Source organism: Desulfobulbus oligotrophicus (assembly GCF_016446285.1).
GTDB classification, from domain to species: domain Bacteria; phylum Desulfobacterota; class Desulfobulbia; order Desulfobulbales; family Desulfobulbaceae; genus Desulfobulbus; species Desulfobulbus oligotrophicus.
On the sequence record NZ_CP054140.1, the window covers coordinates 2,794,117 to 2,817,218 of the forward strand.

The window sequence follows — 23,102 nt, forward strand, 5'->3', positions numbered from 1 at the left end:
GGGGAGTGATTGCAAGAAGTGACCTATGCTTATCCTCGCGATTGAAAGTTCTTGTGACGACACAGCAGCAGCAGTGATAGAGCCGGAAAACCGGATCCTCTCCTCAGTTATCAGCAGTCAGGATGAAATCCACGTTCGATTTGGTGGCATTGTCCCGGAATTAGCCTCCCGTCGCCACATTGAAATGATTCGGCCCGTGGTTCATCAGGCGCTTGCCCAGGCCGGTGTCAAACTGGAGGATATTGACCTTATCGCCGCCACCCAGGGACCGGGACTGGTCGGCTCTCTTCTGGTCGGATTTACCTTTGCCAAAGCTCTTGCCCTTGTCAACAACCTGCCCTGTGTCGGTGTGGATCACATGGCCGCCCACCTGCTGTCCTGTCTTCTTGAAGCACAACAACCGTCTTTCCCTTACACCGCACTGATTGTTTCCGGTGGCAACACCTCGCTTTTCGCCGTTGAAGACCCGCTCACCTTCACCCGTCTTGGTCGTACCAGAGATGATGCTGCCGGCGAGGCCTTTGACAAGGTCGCCAAACTGCTTGATCTTGGTTATCCCGGAGGCCCCGAGATCAGCCGACTCGCAACGTCAGGCAATCCACACACATTCGCCTTTCCCCGTGCCCGGTTAAGCAAAGAGAGCCTTGACTTCAGCTTCAGCGGGCTTAAAACCTCGGTGGCCGCCTGTGTGCACAAGCTTAAAAAAACCGACCGTACACTGCCGATTCCAGATATCTGTGCCTCATTTCAAGAGGCAGTTGTTGATGTACTGGTGGATAAAACCCTGGCCGCCTGTGCTCGGACAGGCTATCGGTCGGTTGTCATCGGCGGAGGAGTAGCGGCAAATCCGAGACTGCGGCAAGCGCTCTCCAACCGGTGCACTGAAGAAGGGCTGCAACTGTTCATGCCCAGCCCGGCGCTGTGTACGGACAATGCCGCCATGATCGGCATTGCCGGTTATTATCAATTCTTAAGCGGTCGATTCGTAGATGCAGACAGTGATGCCTATTCCCGATCGCCTCTCAACTGATATGACGCCCCTGCACACGAAACAGATACTCAGGCGCCAGGGACTGGCACCGCATAAGAAGCTGGGACAGAACTTCCTGGTCAATCCACGCACAGCCCAACATATTGTTGACCTTGCTCAACTCAGCCCTGATGATCAGATCATTGAGGTGGGAGTCGGCCTGGGAGCACTCACCCGCCCGTTGGCTACCACCGTCCGTTCAGTTATCGGGCTTGAAAAAGATGCCGGTATCATCCGTTTGCACCAGGAACAGCAGGATCTTCCCTCAAATGTCAGCCTGCTGCACACCGATGTGCTCACGATTGATCTCAACTCTCTTGTCGAACCCGGTCAACGCCTTAAAATCGTGGCCAATCTGCCCTATTCGATCTCCAGCCCGTTTCTCTTCCGCTTGATTGCTCATGCCGAGCTGATGGACTTTGCCGTGGTCATGCTGCAAAAAGAGGTGGCATTACGACTGACTGCTCAACCAGGAAGTAAAGAATACGGCGTCCCTACAGTGCTCCTTGCCGCCTGTGCCGATGTGCAGCCGCTGCTCGCCGTTTCCCCTGCCGAGTTCCATCCCCGTCCCAGGGTCGATTCACTGGTCATTCGCATTAATTTCCATCCTCTCCCCAAACGGGTACAGGCATTAGGCAGATTCGACCGGGTATTATTTACTCAAATTGTCCACGCCGTTTTTCGACAACGCCGCAAGACCCTCTTAAATGGACTGACAGGTGCCGGGTTGAACCTCGACAAAACAACTCTCCACCAGTGTCTGGAAAAAGCCGGGTATGCGCCTCAACTCAGGGGAGAGACTCTGGCCCTCGAAGATTTTGTCCACCTGACACGTCGTCTTGCCGACCAGGGCTGCACCTCACTCCTCAACAACCAGCCTGTTATACCATGACAAAAAAGACCCGCCCCTCACCCCCGGGAATCGGCCCCTATGTCTTTCCCGTCCTGCTCACTGTCTTTGGTCTTTGGTGTCTTTATGACGGCTGGTTGAACGATAGCCCTGAAATGTTACAACACAGTCTCTTCAATCGGATCGCCAGCGGTGTCCTGCTGACCTGGGCTGTCTGGGATCTCATCCGTATCCGCAAACACACAGCATCCAAACAGACCGACGGGTGATCCGCCCTGCCATTACTATCAGCCTGAGGGCCTGAAAGTTTACACACCAATGCAAAAAGGGATGTCCTTCTCAACAGACCGGGCAAGTTCAGATAAGGTTTCGACAGAGTAACCACCCCCCTGAGCAGTCCCCATATCCCCACCGGGGTTAAACAGGTTTTCTTACCGGTTGACACCGATTACTGCCGGTTTTGGTAAACGCCTGCTCCCTTCTCCCTGGTAAGTTTTATTCGTTGTTTGTATTCGCTGCACAGCCGCATTCCGCCTTTCCTCTACCCGGGCTGCGTCAACATTTCTCCATGACAATCATTGGTCAATGCGGTAAGTTGAAGGAGTTTTTTTAGTTATTAACTTCTGATGAGGTGTAGACAACTGATGAAACATGATATTCCCGACGGAATAGCTGTGCCTGCAGCCTGGCTCAGTGATTTTGACCGCTACCTGATCAGCGAAGGAACACATGAACGCGCTTATGAAAAGCTGGGCGCTCATCTGATACGATTCGATGAGCAAGATGGCGTGGTCTTCGCTGTCTGGGCACCCAACGCCTCACATGTTTCGGTAGTCGGTGATTTCAACAGCTGGGACGGGTCCCAGCACCCCATGCACTCCTCTGATACCGGCATCTGGACGCTGTTCATCCCGGAGCTCACCGAATTTTCCGTCTATAAATATCGTATCACCGCACGCAGCGGCGAACTGCTGGACAAGGCCGACCCTTTTGGCTTTGCCATGGAAGAACGGCCTCGCACCGGTTCAGTCGTTGCCGATCTTGATCGATATCAGTGGCAGGATCATGAGTGGATCAGCCGGCGAAGCACTGTACAAGCCCTGGATCAACCGATTTCGATCTATGAAGTGCACCTCGGCTCGTGGCGTCGGATACACGATCAGCAATGGGGGTACCGTTACCTCTCTTACCGGGAACTGGCCGATACGCTCATTCCTTATGTTGTGGAGATGGGCTACACCCATATTGAACTGCTTCCCATAGCCGAACACCCGTTTGACGGCTCATGGGGGTATCAGGTTCTAGGCTTTTATGCACCGACATCCCGCTTCGGTACCCCTGAAGACTTCATGTACTTCGTGGACCGCTGTCACCAGGCCGGCATTGGTGTTTTGCTTGATTGGGTACCAGCACATTTCCCAAAGGACGGTGCCGGACTCAACCTCTTTGACGGCACGCAGCTGTATGCCCATGCCAACCCTATGCAGGGTGAACATCAGGACTGGGGCACCCTGATTTTCAACTACAGCCGTAATGAAGTCCGCTCTTTTCTCATCTCCAATGCCCTCTTCTGGATCGACAGATATCATATAGATGGATTACGCGTTGATGCAGTTGCCTCTATGCTCTATCTCGACTATTCGCGCCAGGAAGGACAGTGGATCCCCAATCAATACGGTGGACGTGAAAACCTTGCGGCAATCAGTTTTCTTCGTAAAGTCAATGAAGTGGTACACGGCATCTTCCCGGGTGTGCTGACCATTGCCGAAGAGTCAACCTCCTGGCCCATGGTCAGTCGCCCCACCTACCTGGGCGGACTTGGTTTCAGCCTTAAATGGAACATGGGCTGGATGCACGATACCCTGCGGTACATGTCGAAAGATCCTCTGTTTCGACGATTTCATCACAACGAGATGACCTTTGGCATGCTGTACGCCTTCCATGAAAACTTCCTTCTGCCCATCAGTCATGATGAGGTTGTGCACGGCAAAGGCTCACTTCTCAATAAGATGAGCGGTGATGAGTGGCGAAAATTTGCCAACCTGCGAGCGTATCTCAGTTTCATGTGGGGCTATTCAGGCAAAAAACTTCTGTTCATGGGTTGCGAGTTCGGCCAATGGCAGGAATGGGACCATGATACCGGCCTGGAATGGCAGGCTCTTGAGGCTCCTTCGCATCAGGGTGTACAACGGCTGGTACGAGATCTCAACGCGGTGTATCGCCATGAACCGGCCCTTCACCAGGTGGATTTCGACTGGAGCGGGTTTCGCTGGATTGATGCCAACGATTCGGACAACTCGGTTTTTTCATTTCTCCGTATTGCTCAAGACCCTGATACATTCGTTATTGTGGTGTGTAACTTCACCCCGGTGGTACGGGAGAACTACTGTATAGGCGTACCGGTGGCAGGAAGGTATCGTGAACTGATCAACTCTGACCTGGATGTGTACGGAGGCAGTAACATCAGCAACGGACCCGCCATCATGACACAACCAGTGGCAAGCCATACCTTTGATCACACCCTGAGCCTGACCCTGCCTCCGCTGGCTACTCTCATCCTTCAACCTGACACTGCAAACAATTAAAAACCTCTTCCACATGACTTCAACCAGGTCGCATCTATCATGAAAATACGACTCATCCTTCTCACCCTTGTCGGCATAGTCATCTACATATTCCTGGCCACGTTCCACAGCAATATGGTCAAAGAGGCCTCAAAGACGAAAGAACAGGAAACCCCTGTCCGGATACAACCCCCTGCTCAAGAGCCTCTGTCCGCCGAAAAGAAGGAGACTACACCTCCAGTTCCCTCCCAGGTGCTGCCGGATCTCCCTTCACCTCAGGAAGAAGCTGTTTCAAAATCTCCAGAAAAATCAGCAGCCGATCAGGCTCTGCAACCGGATCAGGCCGTGTCAGATGCCCCGGCCATGATGGTTGCACCGGCTCTGCCAGCGCCTGAAGTGAAACAACTACAGGCAGATCTTAAGCAACGAGACGTGCAAATACGTCAGCTGCTCGATGCACAAAAAGATATGTCCAACCGGTACAAGGCTCTGCTTGATGCCAAAAAGGCAGAAGCAGTTGCCGGTACGGTCAAAGATCAAAGACTGGAAGAACTTCTTCTTGACAAAGAAACAACCAAAGCTGAACTCGGCAAGGCCATCAAGATGTTGCAGCAACTGCGTCTGGAGATGGAACAACTAAAGACCGCTGAAGCACAGGCTAAAAAAAGTCTCATCATAACCAATGCAGAACAGATCAAGGCGCTGGCTGCTGAGAAGAAAAAACTGGCCGCAGAACTGCAGTACGCCAGAAAAATGACGGAACAGCTGCAGACAGTTGTCAGTCAGACAGAGTCGGCACTCAAAGAAAAAGAGAACATCCAGCAAAATATACAGGCTGATGTTCACAAATATGCAGAAAAGAACAACCAGTTAAAAGCACAGCTGGAGGAGACGGTTAAAACGTTAGCCACCACCAAAGTTGCTCTGCAACAGGCTGAACACAAGGTTTCCGAACTGATCCGGCGGAGTATGGAAAAAGAGCAGCTGGCCGCAACTCTGCGCAATCAGCAAACCATTCTGGAGCAGGAAAAGGCTGCCACTGAGCAAAGATTGAGCGAAAAATCCTCCTTGCTGGAAAAATCGCACAAAACCATTCAAACGCTCCAGCAGGAGATAGCAAAGCAACCACAGGCAATTGCTGCTGTGCAACTTCTGCTCGATGAGCGTAATCAAGAATTTGATCAGCTCAAGCAGGAAACCACCACCACAATGCAGCAGCTTCATCAACAGATGAACGATGCCACACAGAAGACCGGCGAATTCGCCAGAGAACGTGACCGCCTGAAATTAGAGTCTGCTGAAGCAAACAAGCGCATTGAGCAGCTCGACTTGCAACTGCAACAGACAAAGGCTGCGCAGACGGATGCAGATAAAAAACTCACATCAGCACTTGAAAACGAGAAAAAACTTCAGGCAGAGCTCAATGAAAAAACGCTTTCACTCAAAAGTTTTCAGGCACAAGCAACTGAATTAACGTCAAAAAATACCACACTGCATAATGAACGCCTTGGCCTGTCCAGTCAACTTGAGGCTCTGCAGGCCGATCACAGCAGGCTCCTTGCGGAGAAAGCGTCTTTTGAAGGCCAGAAAACAGCCCTGGCCAAGGCCGAGAACCGATTAAAAGAGATGGCAACACTACAGGTTCAACTCGAACAAACAACCCAGACATTGGCTGAAAAGACAACCGCCTTAGACAAAGCGGCAAAGCAGGAAGAAGAACTGCAAGCTCTGCAGACAAAACATGCTGAGCTCAACACACAGATGCAGGAGAGCAGGTCGGCGCTTACGCAACTGGAAGAAGAAAAATCTGCTCTGGCAGCCCAGTTGGCAGCTACGCAAGCTGCTCGTGACAATGTTGAAACTCTGAAGAAGACGATAGAAAGTAAAAACACCGCCCTCACCGATGCTGCAATAAAAATTAAAGAACTGACAGCTGTCAGCGCCAAGGTGGCTGACCTTGAGACGCAGTTAGGCAACACCAAAAAGACACAGCAGGCCACTGAAAAACGAGCGGCAGAGTGTGAGCAGGCAAGTAAAATGCACCAGGAATCGTTGAGCAAAAAAGCTGCAGCTATGCAAACACTGGAAAATCAACTGAGAACGGCACAAAACCGTGTTGATGAACTGACAGACACCTATCGTCTGAAAGAACAGCAAGATCTTGTCCCCAATCTCAAGCAGCAGATTGCCACATTACGCAACCAGGTTGTGCAGCTGGAGACTGCTGCCACCCGGTCGCAACAGGCTGTTACTGAAGCAACAGCAGCGATTCAGGCAAAAAATGAAGAGGCAGCGACCGCTCACGCAAAAACCCAGGCCCTGCAGGCTGAAAATGAAAAGCTCCTGCAAACCCTTCAGACCAATCAGGAGATGGTCGATTCGTTAAAGAAACAGCTACGCACTGAGGAAAAACAAACACCTGCACCTGTAGAACAGTCGGGCGCAGCAGCGCCGGTCCCGGCGGCAGCGGCTTCTGCCTCCATTCCTGATGCTGACAAGGATGGAATCAGCGATGCAGATGACCTCTGCGCTGATACACCGGCGGGAACACCGGTCAATGCCCTTGGCTGCCCTTCAGAAAAGGCCATCATTCTTGAAGGTGTCACCTTCCAATCCGGTACTGCAGCATTGACACCGGAGTCGCAAAAAATTCTCGATAAAACCGCCGATATCCTCAACCAGAATCCTCAGGTTACCTTTGAGGTGGCCGGTTATACCGACAGTATGGGTAATGCTCAGATCAATCTGTCTTTAAGTGACCAGCGGGCCAAAACCGTTGCCGGATACCTGGTTAGTAAAGGTGTTGCTGCTTCTCGATTGACGACCAGAGGGTACGGATCGGAAAATCCGCTCGCCGACAACGCCACTGCCGCAGGGCGGCAAAAAAACCGTCGCGTTGAATTACACCTGACCACTCCCTGAGCAATCTTCCGCACCAAGCACAGCGCCCTGTTCACCATCGGTGAACAGGGCGCTGTGCTTATATAATAAAGACAACAGGGAAGACTACATCGTCAACCTGGCCAGCACAAGATTGATCAAGCCGATAAGAAATCCAAGAAGAGCACCGAACAGGTTGATGTATTTAAACTGCTCCTCCATGATCGACAGCAGGAGTCGTTCTAATTCGAGCAGGTCCAACGAATTCACCTTATCGATCACAACCTGCCTGATGTTAAGCGACTGAACCACCCCGGGTACTTCCTGAAGCAGCATGCGGTTCGTGACAACAACAATATAGTCAACAATCCCCTGTCGCACGCCGTGGGGAACAAGGTCATAGAGCCGTCCCAACGGTCGGGTAAGAAGGCCATCAACCATGGTGCCCACCATCGTATGGATCAGACGTTCGCTGCTGCCGGAACGAAACAAGCTCATCATCTCCCTGAAAAAGACGTGTCGTACTTCATCCTTCTGATCCTGGGTGAAAAACTGCGAAATAACCTCCCCAAGAGATCGTTCTCCGCCGGCCACCATATTTTCAAAGCCAAGATGCAGCAATGCCCGCAGCTCTGTCAGCACCTCTTCACTCCTGATCACGGTAACCAGCCGGCCGGCACAGGTGTGACACAGGATTGCGACCTCTTCTTCAGGCAGCAGTGCCAAAAAAGTGCGGAGTGGTTGTTCCAGAAACGAGGTGAAAACACTGTCAAGAGCCATTCCCATCCGTTCCTGCACTTCGGGATTTTCAAACCACTGAATCAGATCTTCCTGTTTTTCGTCGAGATAGTCACCAATACTCTGTTCCATAGTATCGATTTCCAGAAATCCCTTTGCCATGGCTCCGACTGGACCGAGCTTTTCCAGAAAGTGCTCAACACCGGTTATAATCCCCTGAACAATCTGCCCCCGCAACACAGGATCAGCGAGTTGCCCTCCCATTCGCTGCAGAAGAGGCCCGATGTGTTTGCCCAGCGCCGATCGGACAAGCTCGGCAAGCTGAACCGGAATGACATCACCAAAAGTTTTATTACTCTCCGCTGCCTTCCGTACCAGGCCTTCAAGATATTCTCCAAGCCAGGCTTCAACCTGCCTGTTCATAATCAGTATCCGGAACAGCTCGTCTATGAACCAATAGACAGTCCGCCGGTTGCTCGAGGTGAGCAGACTGTTGATTTCACGCTCCTCCATCTCGTCCAGATGGCGGGTAAACGCATCTGTTAACGTATCGGCAAAATCATCGCTGCCCACATAGGTGACAACGCCCTCACCTATCTGATACTTCAATGTCTTAATACCTATCTGCAGATAGGAACGAAAACGAAGCGGTACGACCTCTGCCAAAGGCCCGAGTTCCCGTTGGAAAATCTCACCAACTTTTTTTTCGGCCAGGGATACAAGATGATCCTGAAACGGTTCTTTGGAAATAGCGCTTCCAATATCCGTACTGGTCAAAAGATGGCGTCCCACCATTTCACCGATATTAACCGCCAGTTCACGGCGTTTAGCCGGAATAATCCCAGGGGTCATCGGTACACGTACACCAAACAGATGCCAGGGGCGTAAGGGACGAAAAAGCATACGAATGGCAACCTTATTCGTCAAATATCCAATAAACGCTCCAACACAGGGATGGGCCAGAGACGACAGCAACGTATAGTCAACGGGAAGCACGATAGCAGAACCTACGGTACACAATTAAACAGGAAACAGGATGGGCAGCAGATCTTCAGGTCGGGCAACCAGATAGCGTGCCCCGGCCCGACGCAGTTCATCCCCATCACGAAACCCCCACAACACCCCGGCCACATCCATCATGGCAGCACGGGCGGTGTGCATGTCCACTCCGCTGTCACCCACATAGAGGATTGAGGCAGGGGACAGATCAAGGATGTGGGCTATTTCCAGAGCCGCCGTCGGATCAGGCTTCTTCGGGATTCCGGGACGTTGTCCGAAGACGGGATCAAAATGCCAGCCAGACAGCATTCGATGGACACACAGGCGGGTAAACTGATCCGGTTTGTTGGAAAGAATACTCAAGCGGATCTCTTTTGCGGTCAGATAATCAAGAAGAGAGGCTATCCCCGGATACGGTGCGGAACGGACATGCCAGCATTCTGCGTACACCTCTTCAAAGGCTGCCATCATTTTCGTCACAACCACCGTCTCCCGGTGTCCTTCAGGTAAGATGCGTTCAATCAGAACCCGCAAGCCTTCACCAACAAAAGTGCGGTACGCTCCCACAGGATGCGTGGGGAAATTGTTATCCGCCAGTATCCGGTTGGCCGCAAAAGCCAGATCTTCAAGAGTATCCAGCAAAGTTCCATCCAGATCAAAAATCACTGCTTTGTACCGCATCCCCCTCACCTCTTTGGCCACTAAGAGTATTCAAACCCGGAACCACCACGGTTTCTGAAGCAAAAAGCTGTTACGGCTCGTACTATACCAACCCTTTTCAGCTGTGTAAGTGTTTTTCCGTTCTGTGCACATCCAGGTACAACAGAACCATGCACACTATTTTTTCTTTGTTCTCACCGAACAAAAGCTATAAACTTGAAAGTATGAATATTTTACACTAAAAACAGCTAAACGATATACAGTACCCGGTACTGTGAAACATCAAGGTCCTTTGTCAAGCTCTCTTTCCCATTTTCTCTACCTGTGATCATAACGAATGCATCAGACTCCTCCCACACCGTCCACCATCGTCGACCTGGTCAAGGTGAGCAAAACCTACCATCCGGATACTCAGGCCCTGGTCGACATTTCCCTCAATGTCTGTCAGGGGGAAATCCTTTTTCTGACAGGTGTAAGCGGAGCAGGCAAGACGACTCTGCTTCGTTTGATCAGCCACATTGAAAGACCGACGAAAGGGATGATTGAGGTTGCCGGTATTGATCTTGGCAAACTGCCACGCAACAAAATCCATCTCCTTCGACGCAAGGTCGGCACAGCCTACCAGGACTTCAAGCTACTTTCTGACCGGACTGTAGCAGACAATATCGCCATCGCCATGGAGGTGATATATCGACCCAGTTCTCATATTGAACAGCGAACCCGAACTTTACTCGACCAGCTCGACCTGGCGACGAAATACAACACGCGGGCCGGAGACCTTTCCCGCGGCGAACAGCAAAGAGTCGCCATTGCACGGGCGGTGGCCAACAATCCGGAAATCGTCCTCGCCGATGAGCCGACCGGTAACCTGGATGCCGAGACCACAGCAAGGGTGATGGAACTTTTCTACCAGCTCAATCGTCAGGGCACCACATTGCTTATCGCCACTCACGACCGTTCCCTTTTTGCAGATACAGGCCACCGGGTGATTGAGCTGCGTTCCGGAAAAATTAAATCAACGGTCAACAGATCCCTGAAAAACATAAGTGAGCCGACCGAGGAAGTTCATACCGTGCAGGAGTCTGAGCAATGAGATTTGTATATGTTGTTCTTCGTCAAACTTGCCGAAACATGCTGCACTCCTGGAAATCTCAGTGCATGACGCTGCTGACTGTATCCCTGTCGGTGCTGATCTTTTCTTTTTTCTTTCTCATCTACTCCAATGCACTCCATATCGGCGAAAAGCTGGGCGATGATCTTCGTCTGATTGTTTACCTTGACGAAGAAGCAGCGCCACCTCTTCAGGAAGAGTACCGCCACAAAATTCTCAAGTTCGACCAGGTCGACCGCATCGAGTTTGTCAGCAGTCAGCAAGCCTACAAGCGATTTGAGCACATGCTGGGTGACAACACCGACGTCCTTACCGGTGTCCCCACTGACTTCTTACCGCCATCCATTGAAGTGTACCCTGTCCGAACCCTGGACAGCCTTTCACGAATCACCCGTTTTTCAGATTACCTGCAAACATTGCCGGGGGTACTCAAGGTACAGTACGGTAAAGAGTGGATCGATCGATTTTACGCTTTCATCCAGTTAATGCGGGTGATTATTATCCTCTCAGGGGCCCTGCTCATCATGACCACCACCTTTATGGTTGCCCACACCATTCGCCTGAGCCTCGTATCACGTCAGCAGGAGTTGGAACTTCTCCGACTGGTGGGAGCAACCAACAACTATATCCGTACACCGTTCCTGTTTGAAGGTGCACTGCAGGGATGCATAGGAGCCAGCTGCGGTATTGGTGCACTGCTGGCACTGTTTAACTGGATCACCCTGCGATTCGCCGGGCCGGAAACCATCTCCCAACTGCCGTTTATCTTCTTTAACTGGCCGATAGTCTGCGCAATTATCGGCATCTCCACCCTGCTCTGTACGTTCGGCAGTCTTTCTGCAATCAGACGATTTCTCCACCTGTGAGTTCTATCCATGCTTCGCTGCCTCACGATTGCCTGTGTCTTTTTTCTCCTGAGCATGCCATCCTTTGTCTTGCCCGAAACAGACGAAGAGTCTCCATCAAGCAATGTCATAACCATCGGCAGACTTCGCCAGGAAATGGCCGTCCACCAGGAAAAAATCGATCTGGTCGACGAACAGGAGCGTTCGTTACTTGACGAACTGGCTGCACTGGACAAAAAAATAGATCAACAGAAGACAAAAATACAAACACTGCAAATAAAGATTGATGAACAGAAGGAGATCATTGCTGAGAAGGAACAGGAACTGACTACAATCAACAAAAAAAATGAGTCCTTACAGCAACATCTACTAAAACGTCTTCGATCCTTTTACCTCCTCGGTCAAACCGGATCCCTCAGTATTGTGTTTTCTAAAAACACGCTGCCCGATCTGATGCTCAGCAACGATGCGTTTCGTTTTCTGTCCACGTACGACCAAACGGTGTTTGCACAGTATCGTGCCAATGTTGTCGCTCTCACACAGGTCAAACAGGCCCGGGAACTTGAACGAACGGTTCAGGAGCACTTCCTTCAGGATACCGCCACTGAAAACGAGTTGTTACAACAGATCGTTACAGAAAAAAATGAGCTGCTGCAGCGAACACAAACCGAAAAAGAACTGTATCAGCAGGCAGTGCGAGAAATGAAAAAGGCGGAAGCATCTCTGCTTACCACGCTAACTCAAGACAGTCCGGCGCTGGAAAAGAACCGTGGTGGTTTTCTGACACAAAAAAAGAAATTGCCGCCACCTGTCTGGGGAAAGATCATCCGATACTTTCATGAACCGACAACAGACGAGGACACTACATTTATTAACGGGATCACTATTCAGCCCTCCGAACAATCTGAGGTTTTCGCTGTGGATAACGGAGAGGTTATTTACTCGGGATATATGAGCGGGTACGGCAGAATGGTGGTAATCGAACATACCCAGAATTACTACTCCATCACCTCCGGACTGGAGGATATCCGGGTTCTTGAAGGCGACGTCATCAGGCAGGGACAGATTATTGGGACGAGCACAGACAGCGCCGGGTTATTTGGTGAAGGTCTGTACTTTGAAATCCGTCATGGTGCCCAACCGGAGAATCCACTGGACTGGATCAAACCCGGCACGCTTGTGAACCGGTGACCAAGCCTTTGATTCTTCTATTTTTTAAGTGACGCACAATAACCATTGCCCCGCCTTCTATTTCTCGTTAGGTTTGAGGGAAAATGCCTTTAATACGGTCACCCGGATACGTATAAGCTCTTCCCGTATCAGCGTAACGCCGTGAACGTGTTAATCTAACCGCTCCAATCAACTTGTCGAACACCCCAATGAAACGCCTATTCTTCCTTATACTTATCGGGATTTACTGCATCTGTACCCCACTTTTTGCCGATGAGAATAAACAAGAGGGTGATATTTACAGAGATCTGGAAACATTTGCCAATGTTCTCACCCTGATTCAGCAACATTATGTCGAAGAGATTGACTCCAACAAGGTGATCACCGGGGCTATCAACGGTATGCTCAACTCCCTTGATCCCCACTCTGCTTATATGACACCCGAGGATTTCAAAGACCTGGAAGAAGAGACATCAGGGAGTTTTACCGGTGTTGGGATTGAAATATCCATCCGTGACGGGGTGCTTACAGCCGTGGCCCCGATTGAAGGTACTCCTGCTGATCGCAAAGGAATCAGATCAGGAGATCATATCATTCGTATTGATGGTGCACTCACCAAGACCATGACCCTTATGGAGGCGGTTCGAAAACTTCGCGGAGAAAAGGGAACAGCAGTCACAATTACCATCCATCGTCCAGAGTGGAAAGAACCCCGGGACTTCACCCTGACCAGAGAGGCTATCCCGCTCATTTCCGTGAAATACACAGAACTGGAACCCGGCTTCGGCTATATCAGGGTGTCCAACTTTCAGGCGACCACCACCAGAGACCTGCATAATGCCTTGAAAGACCTGAAGAAGAAACATCAGACTCTCGGTATTCTCCTTGATTTACGGAACAACCCCGGCGGCTTGCTTGATCAGGCGGCAAAAGTGGCCGACCTGTTTTTATCCAGAGGAGTGATTGTATCGATCAAAGGAAGAGACAAGGAAGAGCAAATGGTTTTTGAAGCGCATGCGGATGACAGTTATACTGATTTCCCCATGGTCATTCTTGTCAATGGCGGTTCCGCCAGCGGTTCGGAGATTGTTGCCGGTGCACTGCAGGATCACAAACGTGCCGTCATCCTGGGGACCACCACCTTTGGTAAGGGGTCAGTCCAGACCATTCTCCCCCTTCCCGAAGGGGCCGGCCTGCGACTGACCACTGCCAAATATTACACTCCCAAAGGAGCTTCCATTCAGGCCACCGGCATAAAACCGGATATGATCGTGCCATTGACAGCAAACAACGATACAGAGGCATCAAGTACCAGTACCGATACAGATGCAGGTACCACTACTTCCGGTTCCAGCAAGGTCATACGCGAAAAAGATCTGCCCGGCCATCTTGAAAATGAAATGGTCGATGAAAAGACAGTGGAGAGCTCAAAAGAAGAAAAAACACCTGATGAACAGGAAGAACGGTTTCAAACCATTGATAATCTGCAACAGATGACAAAACGACTGAAAGAGGACAATCAGTTACGCACCGCCCTCTTCACCTTGAAAAGCCTGAGTCCGTCCGGCAGACAAAAATAAGGAAGAGAATCATCATCTCCGGTACAAACAGACCGTTTCACCCCTCAGACCAAGCCAAGATCGCGAAGGATGGCTGTATTTTCCGTCCAGTCCTTGCTCACTTTAATCCAGAGATGTAAACGGACCCTGCGGTCAAGTACCTGGGCAATATCTGCGGCGGCACTCTGACGAATTGTCGCCAGCATCTTGCCTTTTTGCCCCACTAAAATACCTTTTTGAGAATCTCGTTCCACCATAATCGTCGCCCGAATAACCGCAGGATCACCTTCTTCAAAAGAATCGATGACCACCGCCGTTGAATAGGGAACCTCTTTGCGGATCAACAGAAAGATTTTCTCGCGGATAATCTCTGCTGCAATAAACCGCTCAGTCGCATCTGTCGGCAGATCCTCAGGGTAGTACTGCGGCCCTTCCGGCAGTAAGGTAACCAGTTCGGCCAGCAATACATCAACACCCTGACCTGAAAGAGCGGAAACAGGGACAACAGATGCAAATGGATGCAGGGTCCGACACCAGTCCATAATGGGCAGCAACTGCTGCTGTGGTATCAGATCCTGTTTATTCAGGGCAAGCACCACTGGTTTGGTTATCTTTTTTAAATACCCTGCATACTCCTCGGCTTTGCTTATCCGTTTATCATGATTCCAAACGCTGCAATCAACAAGAAAGAGAACAGCATCAGCGTCTGCCAGACTGGCCAGGGCAATCTTAACCATACGCCGGTTGATCTCCTCCTTTGCAGCGTGCAAACCCGGTGTATCTAACAGGAGAATCTGAAAATCAGGACCGGTCACTATCCCCATAATCCGATTGCGGGTTGTCTGAGCCTTGGGTGTGACAATGGCTATTTTCTGCTGGAGCAGCTGATTGAGCAGAGTTGATTTGCCGACGTTGGGTGCACCCAGTATGGTGACAACTCCGGATCGATAAGGTGCGGAAGAGGCGCTGAGACTGTTTTTTTCAGAGATCATACGAGTGTATCGTAAAGAATAGAATGACAAAAAGAAGAATTCCTGCTATCCACTGCACCTTACCATGGCCTTAAAACTTCGCAACGTGTTCCCCCATGATTTTACCTGGTAGCCTTATCGAGTTCATAGATGGCGGCAGATTTATCTGCGGACTTGTTTTTGGTGCTGCCAATAAAAAGGTACGGCTCATCAGCCAGAACGGGCGAGAACTCCATCTTCCGGAAAGCCGCATCGTCAATGTTTCGCAGCAGGTGTACTCCCAGACCGATCCGAAGGAGGCAATTATCGCCCTGCTGAGGGAGCACTGTGCCAAACGTACAACTCTGGCAGAGGCTATCGATATAGAGCCCCTGTGGGAAATCGTGTGTGAAGAGGCCGAAAAAGAATTTACTCCGGATTTCCTGGCGGAGCTGCACTTCGGCAGCACGGTTGACGATGATCAGCGTGCCGCCTTTCTACGCGCTGTCTTTACAGATACCCTCTTCTTTAAATATAAAAATGGTCAACTCATAGCGCATACACCGGAGCAGGTGGAGCAGTTGCGACAGCAGCGCCTTCGAGAACAGGAAAAGAAACAGTTGTTCGAGCAGGCTGCCATCGGCATGCAGGGCATTATGCGTGATGAGCCGATCCCTCCCGCCACCTGGCCGGATCGTGATCGCTGTTTACAGTGGGTCAGTGAAGCAGTTCTCTTTGGCAATGAGGCAACAGAACATGTTTTTGTCAGCCAGGCACTGAAAAAGGCCGGCTTAACCTCACCACATGCCGGTTTCGAACTCCTGGTCAAAGCCGGCATCTGGGACCGTGACGAAAACCTTGCGCTCCTGCGTTCGGACCAGCCGATCGACTTTCCGGAACCATGCCTGGATGTGACGGAAAATCTCTGCGAACCCACAGCTGAAGAGCTTCTCAGTGACTCTAAGCGCAAAGACCTTCGATCTTTAAACACCTTCACCATTGATGGCGCAGCAACACGCGATTTTGATGACGCCATCCATATACGAAAAAAGGAAGATGGATTGATCGAAGTCGGCATCCATATCACTGATGCCAGCTACCACATCCCGATCAAAAGCCCTTTATTTGCCGAAGCCAGGGAACGGGCAACCTCCATCTACTTCCCGGAAGGCCATATCCCCATGCTGCCGCAGAGGTTATCCTTTGATCTGGGGAGTCTTGCCCGGGGGAAGATCCGCCCCACGATCAGTTTTCTGGTCACCTTCTCAACAGACGGCATGCAGGTCCATTCATCCATCACCCCCGCCGTTATTGAGGTTAAACGACAGTTAAGCTACCGGGAAGCGGATGCCGCCATCCATCAGGAGCCAGGTCTGGCACTACTGCACCGTATCAGTCAGCAACTCCGTCAGCAGCGCGTTGAGCGGGGGGCACTGTTACTCTCACTTCCAGATGTCAACATCGACATTCGCGATCGAGACCACATCCACGTACACCTGGCCGCAGTGGACACGCCGGCCCGTAACCTTGTTTCCGAACTGATGATCCTGGCCAACAGTCTGACCGCCTCTTATCTGGCGGCACGCGAAGCCCCTGGACTGTTCCGCTCACAACCTCCGCCAAGAAAGCGTATTATTTCCGGTGTTCAAAACAGCCTTGCCGATATTGTTCAGCAACGCCGTTATATCGCCCGGGGCGAACTCACTGCCCACCCCAAGCCACACAGCGGTCTGGGGCTTAACTGCTACACGACCATTACCTCACCGATCCGCCGATTCCTCGACCTGGCCATGCAGCACCAGCTCAGCCATATGCTGCACGGTCAGGGCATTCTTTTCTCAACAGAAGAGTGTAAAACATTCACAGGTATCATCCAGCAAAAACTTGGTCGTGCCAATGCCCTGCGGCAACAGCGGCATCGATATTGGATTCTTCGCTACCTGGCACCCAAAGAAGGACAGCTGGTCAATGCTCTGGTAGGAGGAGTCGGCCCGAAACGTGTCAACCTGCTCCTGTGCGACTGTCTCTTTGATGTTGATTTACCACTGAACCCCGCCTTTCCTGTTACCCAGGGTGATATTATTCGTCTCAGGCTTGCCCGAGTCCGCCCGTTGGATAATGTACTGCGGGTCGATTGGTGACAGCTCTTTATCTCGACCGCCATGCAGTCGGCCGGGTGGCTTGATTTTCCTTTTTCCATCAGCATGCACAACCTTTCCTTCACCTGCAACCATCGATGGTGAACATGAAAATAACAGGGTGTGATGATCCAACTTCACAGTACCGGAGCAGTCCTTGTGATAGACAAAAGAGCGCTGATCAATTATATGTTTTCCATACGCTCTTTTTCGTGTCGTCTTCAATGAATAAAGCAGGGGGCCCTGTTCACTTCAACATGAAACACGTCGCCGTTCGACTGGTAACCCTTCATTTTCTTATTCTCTTGTTTCTGGCCTCATCCGCATTTGCCAAGCCGGATACATCTCCGGAAATAAAAGATATTATTGTTACCACTTCAGAAACAGACCTGCTCCTGTTTGCCACTGTTAAAAATGGGTTCACCCAAAGAATGCTTGAAGATCTCAACAATGGTATTCCCATTGACTTCATTTACCAGATGGAACTGATTATGACCGGTAATCGATTCCTGAATACCACTTTGATGGAAGCAACCATTACCCACACCTTACAGTACGACCAGGAGAACAAGAGATATCACGTTACTTTTTCTGAGAAAAACGACAAAAGTTTTGTCACAGATGATCTCTCCCGGGCCAAACAGTTAATGGCCGAACTGAACGGTGTAAAGATCATCCCCCTGTCTCAACTGGTTCCTGACGCACCCTATGCCATCCACTTTAAGGTAACCTTAAAAAAAGGCGCACTCCCTTTGGGTATGCACCGTTTTCTGCCCTTCTCCTCCCTCTGGAATTTTGAAACCGACTGGCGAACCATCGAGTTCAGATACTGATATCCGGTACTAGAGATGCTCACCGCTGATCAGAAAAAAAAGAAACAGCGGCTTGTCCGGCTTGTTATTGTTTTTTGTATTCTCCTGATACCGCTCCTGGGATACGTGCAACGCGGCCTGTTGACCGGGCAGTTCAACCTCCCAATCTCCAGCACTATACTGATCTTTGCGTTAATCAATATCAACGGCCTGCTGCTGTTGCTCATGCTCTATCTCGTCTTGCGCAATCTTGTTGAGCTTGTTTTTGAACGCAGACAAAATATCCTTGGTGCACGACTGCGAACCCGGCTGGTTATCTGTTTCATCTCCCTGTCTTTTATTCCCACAGCCATTCTTTTTTTTGTTGCCCTTCGTTTTATCTCAACCTCAATGGACTACTGGTTCAATGCTCAGATAGAAGAATCTCTACAGGCATCAGTACACCTGTCCCAAACCATCATTCATGACAGCGGGAAGCAGGCGGAATATACAGGCCGGCAACTGGCCACTATCCTGGAGAGCGGCACTGTCAACCTGAACGATCTACCGGCACTTGAACGCTTCTTAAGCAACATTATTGCCATCAGCACAGAGGGTGCGCCGGACAGTTTGCTGCTGCTCAACAGCCGGCACCAGCCGCTGCTCACACTTGTCGGCCCTCGACTCCAGGGTGTTCCCTATCCGGATCCACCCTCTGAAGCCCTGCGTTTTGCCACCGTAGCAAACCGGTCCGAAGTGGTGACCCATAAGACGATCGCAGGCGAGCTCATTGAGGCCATTGTTCCTGTCCAGATCTCCCGCACCCCTCCGCAGACATGGTTCCTCATCACCTCGGTGCTGATACCGGCAAGCCGCCTGGATGCCATGCACTCCATCTCCAGTGGCACCACAGACTATCAGCAACTCATCATGCTCAAGGCACCAATTAAATTCAGCCTTATCATCATATTGCTGATCATTACCCTGTTGATTCTGTTCGGAGCGATCTGGTTTGGTTTCTTTATTGCCCGCTCTTTAACCGGACCGATTAAAAAGTTAGCAGAGGCAACCAAACGAGTCGCAGACGGAGACATGGATTTTATTGTGGAAAAGGAGGCGGATGATGAGATGGGCATGCTCATCGATTCGTTCAATTCCATGACGTCGGAAATACTGGCCTCCAACCGGCAGTTGGCCCGGGCGCACCTGGCCCTCCAGGACAGCAACGAAACATCCGAACAACGTCGACGTTATCTCGAAACTATTCTGGAGAATGTGGCGGCCGGTGTCATTGCACTGGATGAGAACAACCGTATCACCACCATCAATCGCTTTGCAGAGGAACTGCTTGCCGTTGATCCAACAGATTTCCTGGGCAAGGACTTCCATACAGCGCTGCCAAAGCAGCATGTGCTGATTGTGGAAAATTTTCTCACAGAGTTACAAACCACCGGCAAGGCAACCATTGAACGACACCTGCGTGTCACCATCCGCAAGGGGGAGACCCTCTCCCTGCAGGTAAATATCACACGAATGGTCGATGACCGTCAAAATCCCATCGGGTTTGTCATCGTTTTCGACAACCTGACCAATCTGGAAAAAGCCCAGCGACTTGCGGCATGGCAGGAAGTGGCGCGCCGCATTGCTCATGAAATCAAAAACCCCCTGACGCCTATTCAGCTTTCAGCCCAGCGGCTCCGTAAGCGGTACCTGGAAACCATCAGTGACAATCGGGATATCTTTGATAAATGCACGGCTACCATCGTCAACCAAGTCGATGAAATTAAAAAAATGGTCAGTGAATTCTCCGACTTTGCCCGCATGCCGAAGCTGCGCAAAGAACGTAACAACCTCACGTCCATGATCCATGAAGTGGTGGTGATGTACCAGGAAGCGCATAAGCAGCTGCATATCACCAGCAACATTGCACCAGATGTACCTGCATTTCTTTTTGATGCTGTACAGATCAAACGGGTACTGATCAATCTCCTCGACAATGCGGTTGCCATGCTTGGAGATACCGGATCCATTACCGTTACCCTGAGCTACGATGATCCTGAACAGAAAGCCCGCCTGGAAGTCATCGACGATGGCCCGGGAATCTCCAGTGACATTAAATTACGGATTTTCGAACCCTATTATTCCACTCGTAAGTCCGGCACCGGTCTCGGACTGACCATTGCCCACACCATTGTCAGCGAGCACGGCGGAACCATCCGCGTCCATGACAACATGCCCACCGGTTCTGTCTTTACGGTTGAGCTACCGGTGGAGAACTGATACTATGGACCCGCATACGTGCACTTTACTCTCAGATGTCTGCCCTTCATGTTTTTTCCAGTCCCCTAGTTTATGCCGGAAACCATACTGATCATAGATGATGAAGAGGCCATTCGCGACAGCCTGGCCGGTATCCTTGCCGATGAAGGTTTCCTTCCACTGACTGCCGGCTCAGCTGAAGAAGGTCTGCGAGTACTGGATGATCAGGAAACTGATCTCGTCCTTCTTGATATCTGGCTGCCGGGAATGGATGGCCTGGAGGCGTTGAAACTGATCAAACAGCGTTTCTCTCTGCCTGTGATCATGATCTCCGGACACGGCACCATTGAGACAGCTGTGCAGGCCACCCAGAGCGGTGCTTTTTATTTCATTGAAAAACCGCTTTCCTACGACAAGACCATTCTTGCAATCAAACAGGGACTGCAGGTTGCACGGCTGGAACGGGAAAACCAGCTTCTCCGGGAAAGTGAAGCTCCACCATCAACCATCACCGGCAACAGTCCGGTTATCATGCGACTACGGCAACAGATTGAACGGGTCGCCCCCACTGATGCCTCGGTACTCATTCTTGGGAAGCACGGGACCGGTAAAGAACTGGTGGCACAGACCATCCATCGTCTCTCCGCAAGAAACAGACAGCCGATGATAGCTGTCAACTGTGCCGCCATTCCAGAAGAACTCATTGAATCCGAACTGTTCGGTCATGTGAAAGGGGCGTTCACCGGTGCCACGGAAACCAAAAAAGGCAAGTTTGACCAGGCCAATGATTCCACCCTCTTTCTCGATGAAATCGGTGATATGAGCCTGAAAAGCCAGGCCAAGGTGTTGCGCATTCTCCAGGAACAGCAATTTGAGCGCGTGGGCGGATCGCGAACTATCGGCATAGATGTTCGTATTCTGGCGGCCACCAACAAAAATCTTGAAAAAGAGATTGAACACGGTCATTTCCGGGCAGACCTTTTTTATCGCCTGAATGTTGTCCCCATTGAAGTACCCGATCTGGCGGATCGGTGTGAAGACATCCCGCTGCTGGTGGCGGATTTTATCAGTCAGTTTCGGCACAAGGGACTTGGTGACAAACAGTTCACTCCGGAAGCTTTTCAGCTGCTTCAACATCACTCCTGGCCCGGCAATGTTCGTGAACTGCGCAATCTCGTCGAACGGTTGCTGATCATGGTACCTGGAGAGATGATCCTGGCGGAAGATGTCGCTCTTAACCTTGGTAGCACATCAGGATTGCAACCACCGGTACCACACACAGGCTCAGCGTACCAGCATCTGGCCTATAAAGAGGCACGCCGCCAATTTGAAACAGACTATCTCCGGGCCAAACTTGAAGAAAATGACGGCAACGTCTCCAAAACAGCTGAAGATATCGGTATGGAGCGTAGTCACCTGCACAAAAAACTGAAGGCTCTGGATATCACAATTAAATAGATCAGCTCCTCTTTAAAAAGAAACTGATCTTTTCTTTATTGAGGATCAATCCTCTCCAGATTTCACAACAACATATTTCTCTACTGAGGTGCCCCATGGTTTTTCCGGAATATCGTCCCCGTCGAATGCGACAGCACGAAACCTTTCGTGCCATGATTCGCGAAACACGGCTAAGCACAGAACAGATGATTTACCCGCTCTTCGTTCTTCCCGGCAAAGGTATCCGAGAGGAAGTCAGCTCCATGCCGGGTGTCTTCCGTTACTCGGTGGATCAACTTGTCAAGGAGGCCAAAGACTGTCTGGCAATGGGTATCCGTTCCGTGATCCTCTTTGGACTGCCTGAAAAAAAAGATGGTCTTGGCTCCGGTGCGTACGCTAAGCATGGTATTGTACAACGAGCTGTCCAGGAATTGAAAAACAAGGTACCGGACATGACAATAGTGACCGATGTCTGCCTTTGTGAGTACACAGACCACGGTCACTGCGGCTGCCTAGCAGGTCAGGAGATTGACAATGATGCAACCCTCGAACTCCTGGCTAAAACAGCACTGTCGCATGCGCAGGCCGGAGCCGACATGGTTGCCCCTTCCGACATGATGGACGGCCGGATCAGTGAGATCCGGACGACACTGGATGAACATTCGTTCCATACGGTACCGATCATGTCCTATGCTGTCAAATACGCCTCAGCCTTTTACGGCCCCTTCCGTGATGCAGCCGAATGTTCCCCCCAATTCGGCGACCGCCGCAGTTATCAGATGGATCCGGCCAACAGCAGGGAAGCCCTGCGCGAAGCAACACTTGATGTGGATGAGGGTGCTGATATTCTGATGGTGAAACCGGCCCTGGCCTATCTTGACATCATCAGCCGATTACGTGATGAATTTGATCTGCCGATTGCAGCCTATCAGGTCAGTGGCGAGTACGCCATGATCAAGGCGGCTGCAGAAAAGGGATGGATTGACGGGGAACGGATCATGGCGGAGAGCCTGATCGCCATACGCCGGGCAGGAGCCGATATCATCCTCACCTACTTTGCCAAGGATATGGCCAGGTTACTGGCTAAAACCAAGGGCTAGCCCTCCTGTCTTCACACAGCA

General features: G+C 50.9%; 17 protein-coding genes. 14 read left to right on the top strand and 3 right to left on the bottom strand.

Features of this window, described 5'->3' with window-relative positions; translation table 11 throughout:
* Nucleotides 1–25 precede the first annotated feature (25 nt).
* From tsaD to HP555_RS12785, 5 genes are all read left to right on the top strand, one after another.
* Nucleotides 26–1,030, top strand: a complete 1,005-nt coding sequence (gene tsaD / locus HP555_RS12765) for a tRNA (adenosine(37)-N6)-threonylcarbamoyltransferase complex transferase subunit TsaD (protein WP_199262957.1) — start codon at nt 26–28, stop codon at nt 1,028–1,030.
* Nucleotides 1,002–1,922 (top strand): 16S rRNA (adenine(1518)-N(6)/adenine(1519)-N(6))-dimethyltransferase RsmA, encoded by a 921-nt coding sequence (gene rsmA / locus HP555_RS12770; protein WP_233249184.1) that lies wholly within the window; start codon nt 1,002–1,004, stop codon nt 1,920–1,922. Before tsaD ends, rsmA begins: the two co-directional genes overlap by 29 nt.
* Nucleotides 1,919–2,149 (top strand): hypothetical protein, encoded by a 231-nt coding sequence (locus HP555_RS12775; RefSeq protein WP_199262958.1) that lies wholly within the window; start codon nt 1,919–1,921, stop codon nt 2,147–2,149. The genes rsmA and HP555_RS12775 overlap by 4 nt, the downstream gene beginning before the upstream one ends.
* A gap of 375 nt (nt 2,150–2,524) precedes the next feature.
* Complete coding sequence (glgB, locus tag HP555_RS12780; RefSeq protein ID WP_199262959.1) at nt 2,525–4,465, top strand: 1,4-alpha-glucan branching protein GlgB; 1,941 nt, start codon at nt 2,525–2,527, stop codon at nt 4,463–4,465.
* Between the two features lie 39 nt (nt 4,466–4,504).
* A complete protein-coding gene (locus HP555_RS12785; protein WP_199262960.1) occupies nt 4,505–7,366 on the top strand; it encodes an OmpA family protein in 2,862 nt (953 codons plus the stop codon).
* 84 nt (nt 7,367–7,450) lie between these two features.
* On the opposite strand, the gene HP555_RS12790 is transcribed toward HP555_RS12785, so the two are convergent.
* Both HP555_RS12790 and HP555_RS12795 read right to left on the bottom strand, forming a co-directional pair.
* Complete coding sequence (locus HP555_RS12790) at nt 7,451–9,058, bottom strand: DUF445 family protein (RefSeq protein ID WP_269846848.1); 1,608 nt, start codon at nt 9,056–9,058, stop codon at nt 7,451–7,453.
* A 24-nt stretch (nt 9,059–9,082) separates the two neighbouring features.
* Nucleotides 9,083–9,742 (bottom strand): HAD family hydrolase, encoded by a 660-nt coding sequence (locus tag HP555_RS12795; protein ID WP_199262962.1) that lies wholly within the window; start codon nt 9,740–9,742, stop codon nt 9,083–9,085.
* Nucleotides 9,743–10,058: 316 nt separating this feature from the next.
* On the opposite strand from HP555_RS12795, the gene ftsE reads away from it, so the two are divergent.
* From ftsE to HP555_RS12815, 4 genes are all read left to right on the top strand, one after another.
* The gene (gene ftsE, locus HP555_RS12800; protein ID WP_199262963.1) at nt 10,059–10,814 is read left to right on the top strand and encodes a cell division ATP-binding protein FtsE; all 756 of its coding nucleotides are present in this window, start codon (nt 10,059–10,061) and stop codon (nt 10,812–10,814) included.
* A 65-nt stretch (nt 10,815–10,879) separates the two neighbouring features.
* A complete protein-coding gene (locus HP555_RS12805) occupies nt 10,880–11,698 on the top strand; it encodes a cell division protein FtsX (RefSeq protein ID WP_233249186.1) in 819 nt (272 codons plus the stop codon).
* A gap of 9 nt (nt 11,699–11,707) precedes the next feature.
* A complete protein-coding gene (locus tag HP555_RS12810; protein ID WP_199262965.1) occupies nt 11,708–12,868 on the top strand; it encodes a murein hydrolase activator EnvC family protein in 1,161 nt (386 codons plus the stop codon).
* Between the two features lie 188 nt (nt 12,869–13,056).
* Complete coding sequence (locus HP555_RS12815) at nt 13,057–14,427, top strand: S41 family peptidase (protein WP_199262966.1); 1,371 nt, start codon at nt 13,057–13,059, stop codon at nt 14,425–14,427.
* Between the two features lie 44 nt (nt 14,428–14,471).
* Here the strand turns inward: HP555_RS12815 and era are convergent, their stop codons facing one another.
* A complete protein-coding gene (era, locus tag HP555_RS12820) occupies nt 14,472–15,398 on the bottom strand; it encodes a GTPase Era (protein WP_199262967.1) in 927 nt (308 codons plus the stop codon).
* Nucleotides 15,399–15,493: 95 nt separating this feature from the next.
* Between era and HP555_RS12825 the strand changes: the two genes are divergently transcribed.
* The 5 genes from HP555_RS12825 to hemB all read left to right on the top strand — a co-directional run bounded on the left by HP555_RS12825 (nt 15,494) and on the right by hemB (nt 23,081).
* Nucleotides 15,494–17,497, top strand: coding sequence for a ribonuclease catalytic domain-containing protein (locus tag HP555_RS12825; RefSeq protein WP_199262968.1), 2,004 nt, complete (start codon nt 15,494–15,496; stop codon nt 17,495–17,497).
* Between the two features lie 254 nt (nt 17,498–17,751).
* Nucleotides 17,752–18,327, top strand: a complete 576-nt coding sequence (locus HP555_RS12830; protein ID WP_199262969.1) for a DUF4390 domain-containing protein — start codon at nt 17,752–17,754, stop codon at nt 18,325–18,327.
* Nucleotides 18,328–18,342: 15 nt separating this feature from the next.
* Complete coding sequence (locus HP555_RS12835) at nt 18,343–20,565, top strand: sensor histidine kinase (protein WP_199262970.1); 2,223 nt, start codon at nt 18,343–18,345, stop codon at nt 20,563–20,565.
* A 72-nt stretch (nt 20,566–20,637) separates the two neighbouring features.
* The gene (locus HP555_RS12840) at nt 20,638–22,002 is read left to right on the top strand and encodes a sigma-54-dependent transcriptional regulator (RefSeq protein ID WP_199262971.1); all 1,365 of its coding nucleotides are present in this window, start codon (nt 20,638–20,640) and stop codon (nt 22,000–22,002) included.
* 95 nt (nt 22,003–22,097) lie between these two features.
* Nucleotides 22,098–23,081, top strand: a complete 984-nt coding sequence (gene hemB, locus HP555_RS12845; protein ID WP_199262972.1) for a porphobilinogen synthase — start codon at nt 22,098–22,100, stop codon at nt 23,079–23,081.
* Nucleotides 23,082–23,102: the final 21 nt, after the last annotated feature.

What these genes read in the sequence shown, in the direction of transcription:
- tsaD (WP_199262957.1), top strand. Translation starts at nt 26, where the DNA reads ATGCTTATCCTCGCGATTGAAAGTTCTTGTGACGACACAGCAGCAGCA.
- rsmA (WP_233249184.1), top strand. Translation starts at nt 1,002, where the DNA reads ATGCCTATTCCCGATCGCCTCTCAACTGATATGACGCCCCTGCACACG.
- HP555_RS12775 (WP_199262958.1), top strand. Translation starts at nt 1,919, where the DNA reads ATGACAAAAAAGACCCGCCCCTCACCCCCGGGAATCGGCCCCTATGTC.
- glgB (WP_199262959.1), top strand. Translation starts at nt 2,525, where the DNA reads ATGAAACATGATATTCCCGACGGAATAGCTGTGCCTGCAGCCTGGCTC.
- HP555_RS12785 (WP_199262960.1), top strand. Translation starts at nt 4,505, where the DNA reads ATGAAAATACGACTCATCCTTCTCACCCTTGTCGGCATAGTCATCTAC.
- HP555_RS12795 (WP_199262962.1), bottom strand. Translation starts at nt 9,742, where the DNA reads ATGCGGTACAAAGCAGTGATTTTTGATCTGGATGGAACTTTGCTGGAT.
- ftsE (WP_199262963.1), top strand. Translation starts at nt 10,059, where the DNA reads ATGCATCAGACTCCTCCCACACCGTCCACCATCGTCGACCTGGTCAAG.
- HP555_RS12805 (WP_233249186.1), top strand. Translation starts at nt 10,880, where the DNA reads ATGACGCTGCTGACTGTATCCCTGTCGGTGCTGATCTTTTCTTTTTTC.
- HP555_RS12810 (WP_199262965.1), top strand. Translation starts at nt 11,708, where the DNA reads ATGCTTCGCTGCCTCACGATTGCCTGTGTCTTTTTTCTCCTGAGCATG.
- HP555_RS12815 (WP_199262966.1), top strand. Translation starts at nt 13,057, where the DNA reads ATGAAACGCCTATTCTTCCTTATACTTATCGGGATTTACTGCATCTGT.
- era (WP_199262967.1), bottom strand. Translation starts at nt 15,398, where the DNA reads ATGATCTCTGAAAAAAACAGTCTCAGCGCCTCTTCCGCACCTTATCGA.
- HP555_RS12825 (WP_199262968.1), top strand. Translation starts at nt 15,494, where the DNA reads ATGATTTTACCTGGTAGCCTTATCGAGTTCATAGATGGCGGCAGATTT.
- HP555_RS12830 (WP_199262969.1), top strand. Translation starts at nt 17,752, where the DNA reads ATGAAACACGTCGCCGTTCGACTGGTAACCCTTCATTTTCTTATTCTC.
- HP555_RS12835 (WP_199262970.1), top strand. Translation starts at nt 18,343, where the DNA reads ATGCTCACCGCTGATCAGAAAAAAAAGAAACAGCGGCTTGTCCGGCTT.
- HP555_RS12840 (WP_199262971.1), top strand. Translation starts at nt 20,638, where the DNA reads ATGCCGGAAACCATACTGATCATAGATGATGAAGAGGCCATTCGCGAC.
- hemB (WP_199262972.1), top strand. Translation starts at nt 22,098, where the DNA reads ATGGTTTTTCCGGAATATCGTCCCCGTCGAATGCGACAGCACGAAACC.